The sequence below is a fragment of the Peribacillus deserti genome, assembly GCF_002863585.1.
GTDB lineage: Bacteria > Bacillota > Bacilli > Bacillales > DSM-1321 > Paraperibacillus > Paraperibacillus deserti_A.
Genome location: NZ_PGUY01000020.1, coordinates 18,396 through 31,359 on the forward strand (window position 1 = coordinate 18,396; position 12,964 = coordinate 31,359).

General features: G+C 42.9%; 11 protein-coding genes. 10 read left to right on the forward strand and 1 reads right to left on the reverse strand.

The features are described 5' to 3' along the window. Positions 1-4: 4 nt before the first annotated feature. The 3 genes from CUU66_RS06885 (at position 5) to CUU66_RS06895 (ending at position 3,992) form a co-directional block, all read left to right on the forward strand. The gene (locus CUU66_RS06885) at positions 5-280 is read left to right on the forward strand and encodes a YokU family protein (RefSeq protein ID WP_101640941.1); all 276 of its coding nucleotides are present in this window, start codon (positions 5-7) and stop codon (positions 278-280) included. Positions 281-949: 669 nt separating this feature from the next. Beyond that, entirely contained in the window at positions 950-2,359 is a 1,410-nt protein-coding gene (locus CUU66_RS06890; RefSeq protein ID WP_101640942.1) for an alanine/glycine:cation symporter family protein, read from the forward strand. Between the two features lie 127 nt (positions 2,360-2,486). After that, positions 2,487-3,992 (forward strand): HD-GYP domain-containing protein, encoded by a 1,506-nt coding sequence (locus tag CUU66_RS06895; protein ID WP_257967921.1) that lies wholly within the window; start codon positions 2,487-2,489, stop codon positions 3,990-3,992. Between the two features lie 83 nt (positions 3,993-4,075). Here CUU66_RS06895 and CUU66_RS06900 read toward each other — a convergent pair whose 3' ends face one another. Beyond that, positions 4,076-4,435 (reverse strand): hydrolase, encoded by a 360-nt coding sequence (locus CUU66_RS06900; protein ID WP_101640943.1) that lies wholly within the window; start codon positions 4,433-4,435, stop codon positions 4,076-4,078. Between the two features lie 130 nt (positions 4,436-4,565). Between CUU66_RS06900 and CUU66_RS06905 the strand changes: the two genes are divergently transcribed. From CUU66_RS06905 to clpP, 7 genes are all read left to right on the forward strand, one after another. Further along, positions 4,566-5,495, forward strand: a complete 930-nt coding sequence (locus CUU66_RS06905; RefSeq protein WP_101640944.1) for an MBL fold metallo-hydrolase — start codon at positions 4,566-4,568, stop codon at positions 5,493-5,495. Positions 5,496-5,625: 130 nt separating this feature from the next. After that, complete coding sequence (locus CUU66_RS06910) at positions 5,626-7,866, forward strand: AAA domain-containing protein (RefSeq protein WP_101640945.1); 2,241 nt, start codon at positions 5,626-5,628, stop codon at positions 7,864-7,866. Between the two features lie 189 nt (positions 7,867-8,055). Beyond that, positions 8,056-9,735 (forward strand): DUF6044 family protein, encoded by a 1,680-nt coding sequence (locus CUU66_RS06915; RefSeq protein WP_257967922.1) that lies wholly within the window; start codon positions 8,056-8,058, stop codon positions 9,733-9,735. 42 nt (positions 9,736-9,777) lie between these two features. Then, on the forward strand, positions 9,778-10,812 hold the full coding sequence (locus CUU66_RS06920) for a glycosyltransferase family 2 protein (protein ID WP_101640947.1): 1,035 nt from the start codon (positions 9,778-9,780) through the stop codon (positions 10,810-10,812). Next, positions 10,766-11,218 carry a GtrA family protein gene (locus CUU66_RS06925; protein ID WP_101640948.1) on the forward strand — a complete coding sequence of 151 codons (453 nt, stop codon included), beginning with the start codon at positions 10,766-10,768 and terminating at the stop codon, positions 11,216-11,218. Before CUU66_RS06920 ends, CUU66_RS06925 begins: the two co-directional genes overlap by 47 nt. Before the next feature lie 353 nt (positions 11,219-11,571). Beyond that, positions 11,572-12,267 (forward strand): sigma-70 family RNA polymerase sigma factor, encoded by a 696-nt coding sequence (locus tag CUU66_RS06930; protein WP_101640949.1) that lies wholly within the window; start codon positions 11,572-11,574, stop codon positions 12,265-12,267. Positions 12,268-12,298: 31 nt separating this feature from the next. Beyond that, the gene (gene clpP, locus CUU66_RS06935) at positions 12,299-12,880 is read left to right on the forward strand and encodes an ATP-dependent Clp endopeptidase proteolytic subunit ClpP (protein ID WP_101640950.1); all 582 of its coding nucleotides are present in this window, start codon (positions 12,299-12,301) and stop codon (positions 12,878-12,880) included. Positions 12,881-12,964: the final 84 nt, after the last annotated feature.

Below are 12,964 nucleotides of genomic sequence, written 5' to 3' on the forward strand. Positions count from 1 at the left end.
AGAGATGCGTTGTGTATGGTGTGAATCAGATGGTGCTGAAATGAGAACGGCTGCCGTTTATTGGGAGCTTCCGGATGGTACGAGAACCATTGAGATAAAAGAAACGCCGACCATTGCCTGCGATGAGTGCGGTATGAATTACCAGAGCGATGAGCTCGTAACAGAAATTGAGGACCAATTATTTTTAATAGACACCAAGACTCTTCCTCAAGTGATGTCCTTCAGCGAGCTGATGGCCCAGCCGCGGTTGTTGAAGCGCAATTACTTTAAGTTTGATTGAAAGAAAGTAAAGACTAATAGAGTGGGAAGGGGAAACCGTATAAGGGTTTCCCTTTTGTATTTTATTTTAGGGAGTGTTTCCAGAGTAGAATATAAAATTTAGTCTTTTATTAAGGCTGTTTTCGCAAACTTTGTTGTTTTTGAATAAGGGGGTGATTTCCACTACAGGATGCTCGCGGACCTTAGGGGCGTGCGCTGAGCCTCCTCGGCTTCGCCTGTGGGGTCTCACCTGTCACGCTGCTCCCGCAGGAGTCTCGCACCTTACGTTCCAATCAACCTGTTTAACAATAAGGAAGGTTCACATAACTATAAAAAAACAACAATCTTTTAGAAAAGAGCGTTTATTAAAAATTCAGAGCTGATGTTCGAAAAACTGAAATGTTTTTAAATTATTGCGTTAAAGTACATGTCATGCTCCTTGCTAAGCGTTTTTTTCGCCGATAGTGAATGCTTAGTGAAATTACGTAAGATTTGCGTTGAGAGAATTCAGTATGTATATTTTTTCCAGGTTTAATACCCTCTCATTTGTGGGAAAGGATATAGTTGTTGAAGTCACCTTCTGTAGGAATCTGCCTCTTCTTGGCTGTAAGCTCCTGCCCGCATCAACAAGATATTGTTTTTCTGATATAATATAAATAGCATAAATAGACTATTACATCTAGGAGGAGCTATGAAACTTGTAGAAACAATTGTTGGGACATTGAATAATTATCTATGGTCTTATATTTTAATTGTACTATTGATTGGAGTCGGGATTTATTTTACATTCCGGACAAAATTTGTTCAGTTCCGCATGATTGGTGAGATGTTCAGGCTTCTTGGAGAAGGTGCCCGTGATGATAAAAAAGGTGTCTCTTCTTTTCAGGCATTCTGTATAAGTACTGCTTCAAGAGTAGGAACAGGGAACTTAGCCGGGGTTGCCATTGCCATCACTACTGGAGGACCCGGTGCTGTGTTTTGGATGTGGCTGATTGCGGTCATAGGCTCTGCAACTGCTTTTATTGAAAGTACACTTGCCCAGATTTACAAAGTACGAGACGGAGAGAGCTTCCGCGGCGGGCCGGCCTATTATATGGAGAAGGCCTTGAATGCACGCTGGATGGGGATGACTTTTGCCGTCTTAATATCGGTTACATTCGGTCTTGCATTTAATTCTGTACAGGCTAATACAATCACGAGTGCTTTTGAAGGATCATTTGGTTTAAATCCAGCCATTACGGCTGTGATCTTATGTGTGGTAACGACCCTCATTATATTTGGCGGAGTCAAGCGGATTGCTAAGGTTGCTGAATTGATGGTTCCTGTTATGGCAGGAGCTTATATTCTTATCGCCCTGTTCATTGTAATTACCAATATCAGTGAAGTACCGGGTGTATTTGCTTTAATCTTCCAAAATGCATTTGGGCTTAAAGAAGTTGCCGGCGGTTCGCTGGGCGCTGCCATGGTCAATGGCATAAAGCGCGGCTTATTTTCAAATGAAGCGGGAATGGGGAGCGCTCCCAATGCCGCAGCTGCAGCAGAGGTCAGTCATCCTGTAAAGCAGGGCCTTATCCAGTCGCTTGGTGTTTTTGTGGATACATTGGTCATCTGCAGTTCGACCGCTTTTATCATTTTATTATCCGGTTTGTATACGTCCAAAGAATCAGATGGAATTGCGCTGACTCAAAATGCACTAGAAACTTCAATCGGTTCATGGGCAGGAATTTTCCTCGCCATCATTGTTTTATTATTCGCTTATAGCTCTATCGTGGGTAATTATTATTACGGGGAATCGAATATAGAGTTTATGAAGTCCAATAAAGTTTGGTTAAATACGTATCGAATTGCTGTAATTGCTATGGTCGCATTTGGTTCGTTTGCTCCACTGACTTTTGTTTGGAGTATCGCCGACCTGTTCATGGGGTTAATGGCCATTATTAACCTTATTGCCATCACACTGCTTGGCAAAATAGCATTTTCCGCACTTGCTGATTACACCATGCAAAAAAAGCAGGGGAAGAACCCAGTTTTTTATTCAACCACGATCCCAGGGCTTAAACATATTGAAGCTTGGGAATCTGAAAATCTTGATAACAAATGAAATAAATGATTGAACATCACCAGGGAGCCCAGCTTCCTGGTTTTTTCTATAAAAATAAATAGACAATCAGACTGGCAGAGTATACTCTATTACTAGTTTCCATAATTTAGTCAGGAGAGTACATCCTTTGCATATTTATATAGCTTTTCAAAAAAGAACTTTTTTTAATTATATTTTAGGCTCTTTCATCGCTGTCTTTGGTGTCGGAAGTCTTTTTATCTTTCATACCCTTACCCTGTCGCCCGATGAGATACGGTATCTTCTCGGGATCATGATGTTCTCCACGCTGATTATGATTGTATGTGAATATGTCTTTTATGTGAAACATATCAAGCCTCTGCGTGAATTTTATAAACGCGGGCATGCATCTTACCGAAGTCTTGTTAACGCCTTTCATGCCATCCACAGTTTCCCGGTCTTAACGGTAAAACGAATAATGGGTCCTCATTTATGTGGTTTGTCAGTCCCTGCAAGTGGATCTGCCTATATATTTATTAAAATGGGTTATTTAGATTTTCCTTTGTATTTTATCGGACTGGCATGGGTAGGAGCCATTCTGGTCGCTGTTATGCATGCGCTGATTGAATTTTTTCTAACCTGCCGTTCCATTATCCCTGTGGTTTCAGATCTTCTTAGTAGATCAGAGGAATATGGTAAAAAACTGCCGCTACCGCACAGACATATTGTTACGATCAAGGGAAAGCTGATATACAGCTCATTGTTCATTGCTGTTTTCCCTATATTGGCTTTTGTCCTCGCGTCAGGTATTCAGTTGAATGAGTCGAGTGCAGGCGATATAGGCGCCTACTGGAAATGGGCTTTGACGATTCTTGCCGTTATTGTCTCTATGGCTGCATTCAGCAGCCTGCTGCTATATGAAAATATTAATAAACCGATTGAAGTATTAAAGCAGCGATTTACAAAAGTGGAGGAAGGTCATCTCGACCCCATCGTTAATATCTATTCGGATGAGTATGCCACCTTAGTTAAGGGGTTTAACACCATGGTACGGGGGATCAGGGAAAGAGATAAGAGAAATGATTCTCTCCTGGAAAGCTTTTATACAATCTTTGCTGCAACTCTGGATGCAAGGGATCCATATACTGCTGGACATTCAAACCGTGTCGCGGAATATGCGGTATTAATTGGTGAAGTGGCCGGGCTGCCGGCTGGACAGATTGATTTGCTAAAAAAGTCATCACTTTTGCATGATATCGGAAAAATCGGGATCAGAGATGATGTTCTGCTAAAAGAAGGCAAGTTAACCGACGAAGAGTTCGCCCAGATTAAAATGCATCCGGTCATAGGAGCCAATATACTTGAGCAGGTCAATCTTCCAAATGATTTGAAGCCGCTGCTTCCTGGTGTCAAATATCACCATGAACGCTATGATGGGAGAGGCTATCCGGAAGGGTTAAAAGGAGAAAACATCCCTTTATTCGGAAGAATTATGGCAGTAGCTGATGCATATGACGCCATGACATCGGACCGACCCTACCGAAAAGGAATGCCTGTAGAAAAAGCTCTCTCCATTCTAAAGGATGGAAAAGGAACACAGTGGGATCCACATTACGTGGACCTCTTTGTAAAGGTGATAAGCAAAAATCATAAGCTAGGAAAACAGATCGGCTGATTGGGAAATAAAGACTGTCCCCACGAAGAAAGCTTGCCGACACTGGGCTGCAAGCTCTGGGAAATGGGGGACAGTCCCCCTAATTATTCCTTTAATTTTTGGACATCTTCATTTGGTGCCTGGAAGTCAAGGTCTAGTATTTTCTGTTGTTCGATGAAGCTCCGTGCTTCTTCGTCGCCTAATCTATAAATGATGGAGTAGATGTGTTTCAGGGACGATTCGTATTTGTCGTTTTGGGAGGCTATATGCGGTTCAACATATGGAATATGTGATCTTACAAAGGTTTTCATATCATCGTCATAGTTTTGAGTGAACCACATTTGCAGCTCTGCCAGATCTTCTTCATTCGCAAAAATTCTAAAATTGGGGCTTCCGTCTATTGGTGCTTCAAGAATCTCCCCGCTGGATATGTCTACGAAATATGTTTGTTTGGTTGTTTCCATAAACATTCATCTCCCTTACGTTCGTTTCTTACTTTGTACCACTATAGGGGATGGATTAATCTACCTTTTTATTTGAATGAGGAAAAAAATATGTTTTAATGTGCTTACAAACCTATTGAGGAGCATGCAGATGAAGCGGGAAATTTATTCTAATCTAGATGGAATTGAAAATACAAAAGGCATCAAGGACATGCTGCGCTGGTCAAAAGAGCGGCGCGGAAAAAAGAAAGATTTAAGTGTCCAGATTCCCCAAGCGGAAAATAAGGAAGTGTCTCGTTTAAATCAAAATAAATTGCAGATCTCCATCACCTGGATCGGCCACTCAACCTTTCTGATCCAGATGGCTGGGTTGAATATTATTACAGACCCAGTCTGGGCGGGGAGAATGGGTGTCCAGAAGAGGCTGACTGAACCGGGCCTGCCTATTGAGTCGCTGCCGCCGATAGATATTGTTCTGATTTCTCATGGACATTATGACCATCTGGATTTTGGAACGATTAAGCGGTTAAAGGGAACGCCTGTTTTCTATGTACCGATAGGATTAAAGAGGGCGTTTGCCAAAAGAGGGTACAAGAATATTGTAGAGGCGAATTGGTGGGAATCTTTTTCGCACCGCGGATTGAAGTTATCGTTTGTACCTGCCCAGCACTGGACCAAACGCTCTTTAACGGATACAAACACTTCGCACTGGGGAGGATGGATCATGGAGGCCGATCCTTCTGCAAGATCTGTTTATTTTGTTGGGGATACAGGCTATTTCCGCGGTTTTAAAGAGATTGCTTCCCGTTTTGACATAGATATTGTGTTGATGCCGATTGGTGCATATGAGCCGGAATGGTTCATGTCTGTTTCGCATATAAACCCTGAGGACTCTATTAAGGCTTTTAAGGAATTGGACGGGAAACTGTTTATTCCGATGCATTACGGTGCATACCGGCTTGCTGATGACACCGGCCCGGAAGCACTGGACAGACTGATAGCACATTGGGAAAAAGAAGCAATGGATAGCGGTATGCTAAAAGTACTGAAAATCGGAGAAACACTTTGGCCAGGCCTGTAATTCTTCCGCTGAAAATGGTATAGTGAGTAACGTGGTTTTTTTACGATAACCAACAATAATTACAACACAAAGGAGAAGACCCTGTTCAAAATGGTTCGCTCCTTTTTTGTTTTAAGGAAGATAGATAATCATGATATCAACTAAGAGATACATTTCCGAATGGCAGAACGCCTTGAGGGCGGAAATTTTCCATTTAAAAAAATATGGGAGTACCAAATATTTTGTTAAAAATGGAAGATTGCTTTCTGGCGGCGATGAGTATACGTATTATTTTGATTCGTCCGATTTTTTACGAATTCCGGCTGGGACAGTTGTCAGGCTTGAATGGGGAAGCTTGAGTGAAGAAGGGCGTCTTCTTTCATCAGAGGGAAAGAGTGCAATCCTATCTTTCGCAAGATCTTTGGGTGATTTAGTCGATGAAGCTTTTATATATTATGATCCATGGAAGCTGCTGGATGAGTTATCTTCTCGGTTTGACGAGATGAAAGAGAGCAAGAGGAAACGCAGCCGCATCAAGTATTTAATGAACCCAGACCCTGTATCCAAACACCCGCAGGATTCTATTAAAAATGATCTGCACGAACTGATTCTAAGGTCTAAATATAATCCGGCTACCTTTGTCTGGGGACCGCCGGGAACAGGTAAAACGTATACTCTGGCAAGAGTGGCTGCGAATAAATACAGCAAGAATCAGCGGGTGCTTATTTTATCACACAGCAACCAGGCTGTGGATGTACTGATGGCTGAAATCTCTTCATTTCTGAAAAAAAAGGGTAAATTTAAAGAAGGCGAAATTCTGCGTTATGGATCCAATGCGGGTGAAAAGCTGGATGAAAGCATAACCGTGCAAAACCTTCTTGAAAAGAGACATCCGTCTCTTGCGGAGAAGAGAGTTACATTGCTGGAAGAAAGAAAGCTGCTAAAGCAGGATTTATCTGGTTCCTTCAGCCAGAGAGATTCAAGCCGTCTCCTTGAATTGGAGACCCAAATTGCAGGTGTGCTTGAAAAGGTACGGACTAAGGAACTTGAATTTGTAAAAGAGGCTGAAATTATTGGCACTACCCTGGCAAAAGCGGCCAGTGATCCGGCTGTTTACGAGAAGGAATATGATATCGTTATCGTAGATGAAATCAGTCAGGCGTACATCCCGCAGGCTGCCTTTGCAGCGTCTCTTGGAAAACGCATCATCGTCTGCGGTGACTTTATGCAGCTGCCTCCGATCGCTTCTTCGCGGCATCCTCTCGTGGATAAATGGCTGAAGACCGATATTTATCATGAAGCCGGGGTAACAGCAGGAGTTAGAGAGGGAAAGCTGCATGCACAGCTGTTCCTTCTTCAGGAGCAGCGGAGGATGCATCCGGATATCTCTGCATTTACAAACCGTTATATCTATCAATCGCTTGTTTCGGACTTCGAAGGGGTAAAAGCGAACCGGGAAAAGAATACGGCTCTGGCTCCCTTTCCAGAAAAAGCGTCGGTGCTGCTGGATTCAAGCTGGTCCGGGGAACACTGCATAACTGACAGGATTTCTAGCTCCAGAATGAATATATGGCATGTTTTTCTATCTTTCCAGGCTATTCATGAAGCGTATACGGCTGGCGCAAGGTCGATCGGATATGTTACGCCTTACCGCGCGCAGGCTGCATTAATGGATGTCTTGTTACAAGACTTATATAGGGAAGAGCTGTCAGATGCGGATATCATCGCTGCTACTGTCCACCGATTCCAGGGAAGTGAACGGGAGCAAATGATCTTTGATACAGTGGATGCTTATCCGGCGAACAGGCCGGGGATGCTGTTAACTGGAAAAGACAGTGAACGGCTGATCAATGTAGCTGTCACCCGCAGCAAAAGTAAATTCATTCATGTCAGTGACTTAAACTTCTTAAGAAGTATGGTTTACCCCAATAAGACGATCAGGCAGCTGGCAGATTATCAGCATCAACATAATCATTCTGTAACACAGCAGGATATTGGAAGATGGATTTCTCACCATCATCCTAAATTACAATGGTTTCATGCCAGGAATCTGGAAAAGCTAAAAACGGATGTGGCCGCCGCGAAGAGCTCCTTGATTCTTTCATTGCCTGCCGGATCCTTCCTCCCACAGGAATGGTCTGACATTATTAATAGGAAAGGAAGCGGTGTTAAGACCACTGTAATCTCGAAAGACAGCTGCGAAGAAGTCTTCAAAGCAGAAAAATATATCTCTTCTGATATTCCCTTTCCGTTTCTCATCATCGATCAGCGCCTCCTATGGTATGGCATGCCGGTTGAAGCGGCTAAACGGATCAAGCCGCCATCTGCGGCAGTCAGATTAGATTCACAGGCATTTGTGCAGCACCTCTTATCCGTGCTCCCTGACCGGTGACTGAATCCCTGTCCCCTGACAGGGATTTTTTGTATTGGGAAATAAAGACTGACCCCGGCCCCAGAGCAGGGCCTGCAAGGAAAAACCATCTCGGGAAATGGGGGACAGTCCCCAAAAAACAGGAATATTTTTCAGGGTTTTACACATGTTATTACCACAGGGTTCTATATTTGGATGGGGTGGTCAAGGGTGGTCTCTTTACGTTTTTATAATGAACGCAGACTGGTTTATTTGGCTATCGGGGTTATTTTTCTGTATTTGTCTCCGCTTGTTATTCTGGGCGAGGATGCCCATATCCGCGTCCACGATAATTTAGATTCTAACTTGGCATGGTATAAGGTTTTAGCCGGCAGCGGCAAGATGTTTGGGAGCCTAAACGCAGTCATACCTCAGATTATAAATGGACTTCCGAGAAATGCTTTTGGGACAGAGTGGAGCGGGATTGTGATGCTTTACGCCTATCTTCCGACAATGGCAGCCTATACAATTAACCAGGCAATCACGAGAATTGCTGCCTTTTTTGGGATGTACCTTCTGCTCAAAAAGCACTTTATCGATCAAAAGGAATGGGGGTTAATCCGGGTAGGTACGGCGCTTGCATTTGCTCTGACGCCTTTCTGGCCATCTGGCATGCTCAGCACACTTGGAATGCCGCTGGCTCTTTACGCTTTCTTAAATATCAGGAATGGCGAAAGAGATATAAAAAATTGGCTCATACTCGTACTCTTGCCTTTATACTCCAGCTTTGTCCTCGGATTTTTCTTTTTTTTATTTGCGGTGGGCATTCTCTGGTTCACAGACGTATGCCGAGGAAAGGGATGGAACCTGCAGTTCCTTGGCGGTGTCGTATTGATGACCTCTATTTATATGCTGGTCGAATACCGCCTGGTTTCTTCCTTTTTCCTGTCGAGTGAACCAAACAGCAGGGACGAATATTTTCATGCCCGGCTGTCCATGTGGAGAGTACTTAAATTGTCCGTAAAAAATTTTCTATTAGGGCATACCCATGTGATGACTGTGCATGGGTTAATTATTCTCCCGCTTACGTTCATTGCCTTATATGCTGTATGTGCAAAACAGCAATGGAAAAAGGAAAAGCGTTTTTTGTTCTTGATGGCTCTAAACCTGGCACTCTCTTTCTGGTATGCCTTTTGGTTTTATAAGGGCTGGGTGCCGGTAACGAAGAAGTTTCATTTTATGGATACCTTTAATTTTGCTAGATTCCATTTCTTACGGCCGCTGATTCTTTACATTCTTTTTGCACAGGCGCTGCGGATTCTTTGGATCCATCGTGTTTTCTCGCAAAAAATTGCAGGGATCTTCATCCTGTTTCAATTAGCGGTTCTCGGGGGATTTAATGATGAAATTATTTATCATTCCAAGCCCTCCGTCAAAGAATTCTATGCGGAAAATGTGTTCAAAGAAATCAACCAGTACATAGCACGCCCCCAAAAAGAATACAGGGTAGCAAGTATCGGGCTGCATCCCGCAATTGCCCAGTACAATGGATTCTACACACTCGATACTTATAACAATTTCTATCCGTTATCCTATAAGTACCGCTTTCGGAAAATAATCGAAAAAGAGCTGGCAAAGGATCATTATATAAAAGAATATTTCGACACCTGGGGCGGAAGGTGTTATATTTTCACAGCACAGCTTGAAAAACGCTATATGATTAAAAAGGATTCGAAGCGGAAGCTGACCAATCTGCAGCTCAACATGAAGCCTTTCAAAGAAATGGGCGGCGAGTATATCTTTTCTGCACTTCCCATAACGAATGCAAAAGATAACCACCTTCATTTTGTCAAAACCTTTACATCAAAAGACGCAGCTTGGAAAATTTATTTGTACCGAGTGACGCTTTAATTAGAGAAGTCCGGACAAACCTACAACTGGAGGACACTGAACATGATTGAACCGGTGCTAACCATAGTCGTTCCTTGTTATAATGAAGAAGAAGTATTGCCGCAGACCATCACTGAGCTTGGAAAAGTATTGCAGAGTTTAATGGACGAAAACCTGATTGCGGGATCGAGCAGAATGCTCTTGGTCGACGATGGCAGCCGGGATGAAACCTGGCGTCTTATATACAAAGCTAGTCTGCACAGTCAAATGGTAAAAGGTCTTAAGCTATCAAAGAATGTTGGACATCAGAATGCTTTGCTGGCTGGCCTGTCAGCTGCAAGGGAAGTATCAGATTGTGTGATTTCTATTGATGCAGATCTTCAGGATGATATTCATGTAATCAGGGAATTTATCGTGAAGTTCCGAGAAGGCTGTGAAATTGTATACGGTGTGAGAAGAAAGCGTGATACAGATACTTTCTTTAAAAGAAAAACGGCCGAAATGTTTTATTCGCTGATGGTAAAAATGGGTGTGAAGCTGGTTTATAACCACGCTGATTTTCGGCTGATGAGCAAAAGAGCCTTGCAGGAACTCGATAAATTTAAGGAAGTCAACTTGTTTTTGAGGGGAATCGTCCCTTTGATTGGATTTCAATCAGCGAGCGTCTATTATGAACGTAAAGAAAGACTTGCAGGCGAAACAAAGTATCCGTTGAAGAAGATGCTTGCGTTTGCTTTTGACGGCATAACTTCATTTTCTGTTACTCCGATAAGAATGGTCCTGCTGATTGGATTTTTATCCTTTTTTGGAAGCTGTGCCTGCGGAGCTTACTTCTTGATTCTCAAGCTTTTGGGCCAGACAGCGACCGGCTGGACCTCCCTTATCACATCCATCTGGCTGTTAGGCGGCCTTCAGCTTATAGCGATGGGGCTAATTGGGGAATATATTGGAAAGATATATAAAGAGTCCAAAGCACGGCCGAAGTATATTATCGATTTTAATCCATTTCTGCCGATTTCAGGCAGACAAATGAACATGCAGGGGATAGAACATGAACCGTATACCCTTAATCTTAAAAAAATGCCAGACAGTAAATAGTCCATTTCTTAGATTCCTGATCGTGGGAGTGTTAAATACGGTGATCGGCCTTTCTTCCATTTTTATATTGATGAATGTCTTTGGGATCGGGTACTGGTATTCTACTTTGATTGGAAATGTCATTGGAGCTTCTGCGAGTTTTTTTCTAAACAGGGCCTTTACATTCAAAAGCAGCGTTTCCTACGGTAAAAGCGCCTTTAAATTCGCCGGTGTCATTGCGATCAGTTACTTTCTATCATACTCTGCCAGCGGTGTAGTTGCTGAAAACCTGCGGAGTATGATGGGCAGCCCCCGGCCAGATGTGGTCCAAAACGCCGCAGTCCTTATCGGGTCTTTTTTATATACAATTTTAAATTACACGGGACAAAAATATTTGGTTTTTTACAGGCGGGTTCAAGAACTCTGATACTTATTTCGGAAACGGCTTTTACATAAGTAATGGCTGTTTTTTATTTGGCTATGGCATGGAATCGGTCTATTCTGTCACTTTTATGGATGGAAGGCCTAAAGACTCCAGCGTGAAAAGCGGGTCAAGGAAGACCCTGATGCCTAAAAGGCCATGGGGAATTCTGGACAACCTGGGAAAGAGAGAGCATGGAAATAGAACCAAGCAGTCCAATTTCATACAGCTTTTATTTGGTAAGCTGTAGCAAAAATAAACACCTAAGGTATAAAATAAATAAAAAGTAAATGCCCCGTATCTTTTTATCCTCCTTCAATCGTTATATATATGAGAGGGTGCCAAAGGAGTGTATGTAAATGAACAGTGAACAAATTGAGAGGCATGATCAAGCGGAGAGTCTCATGAATATGGAAGTGGAGCGGCTCCTTCCCGGGCTTATTAAATATTGCTGCTTTCTTTCACAGAATAAATGGGATGGAGAAGATATCGCACAAGAAGCTATAGTCAAGGCTATGCAGAATTATACAGAAGGAAAAGAGCTTACTTCCGCTCTCCTGAAAAAAATAGCTTACAACCATTGGATTGATATGACGAGAAAAAGAAGTAAGGAAACCTTGATGGAAAATCCCGAGCTGGAAGAGCAGTATGAGACAAAGCCAGCACAAGAGATTGCGGAGCTTTTAATGAAAAGGTTAACTCCGAAACAAGCGGTAATCTTGCTATTGAAGGAAGGATTTCAATACAGGTCTCACGAGATTGCGGACTTGATGAAAACGAACGAGCTCTCCGTGAAATCCACGCTTCACCGGGCAAAAAGAAAGCTTAGCGGCCCTGAAAAAGACGGGGAAGATAGTCATTCAGGACAATTCTGGGATAAAGAAGAGGAGGAACGGCTAGCAGCTTTAATACATCAAACTTTCCATTTACAGGACCCGTCTATCCTGATCCGCCACTTTCCTGAATTACGCTCACTTACACCTATTACGAATTCGCCGGCTTTACACATAAGTTCGACATACTCTGCAGCACCCGCTCTCTCAATGGCTGCCTAGGCCATATAATGATTATTAGGAGGATGGAAAGGTGAGTACGATTCCTTATGTAATAGAACAATCGAGCCGTGGGGAACGGTCCTATGATATATATTCACGTTTGTTAAAGGACAGGATCATCATGATTGGCGAGGAAATCAATGACCATGTAGCAAATAGTGTCGTGGCGCAGCTGCTTTTTTTAGCAGCCGATAATCCGGAAAAAGATATTTCGCTTTATATTAACAGCCCTGGCGGCTCAACAACAGCTGGGTTCGCCATTTTTGATACCATGCAGCATATCAAGCCTGAGATTCAGACCATTTGTACAGGAATGGCTGCGTCATTTGGTGCGATGCTTCTGCTGGCTGGTACGAAGGGGAAACGATGCGCCCTGCCCAATAGTGAAATCATGATTCACCAGCCTCTTGGAGGGGCAAGAGGGCAGGCGACAGAAATAGAAATTTCCGCCCGAAGGATTTTAAAGCTTAGAGAGCATATTAATCAAATCATCGCTGAACGGACTGGCCAGCCCCTTGAGAAAGTCTCAAGAGATACGGACAGAGATTATTTTATGAGTGCAGAGGAAGCAAAGGAATACGGGATTATAGACGAAATTATTTACCCAAAATAGAAGGTGGGAGGCTGCTGGTGCAGTCTCTTTTTTTGTATGCCTGTCGAAAATTGATGAAAACATTTCATATAATATGTTATATTA

Coding starts and splice junctions, on each gene's coding strand:
- CUU66_RS06885 (WP_101640941.1), top strand. CDS start 5: ATGCGTTGTGTATGGTGTGAATCAGATGGTGCTGAAATGAGAACGGCT.
- CUU66_RS06890 (WP_101640942.1), top strand. CDS start 950: ATGAAACTTGTAGAAACAATTGTTGGGACATTGAATAATTATCTATGG.
- CUU66_RS06900 (WP_101640943.1), bottom strand. CDS start 4,435: ATGGAAACAACCAAACAAACATATTTCGTAGACATATCCAGCGGGGAG.
- CUU66_RS06905 (WP_101640944.1), top strand. CDS start 4,566: ATGAAGCGGGAAATTTATTCTAATCTAGATGGAATTGAAAATACAAAA.
- CUU66_RS06910 (WP_101640945.1), top strand. CDS start 5,626: ATGATATCAACTAAGAGATACATTTCCGAATGGCAGAACGCCTTGAGG.
- CUU66_RS06920 (WP_101640947.1), top strand. CDS start 9,778: ATGATTGAACCGGTGCTAACCATAGTCGTTCCTTGTTATAATGAAGAA.
- CUU66_RS06925 (WP_101640948.1), top strand. CDS start 10,766: ATGAACCGTATACCCTTAATCTTAAAAAAATGCCAGACAGTAAATAGT.
- CUU66_RS06930 (WP_101640949.1), top strand. CDS start 11,572: ATGAACAGTGAACAAATTGAGAGGCATGATCAAGCGGAGAGTCTCATG.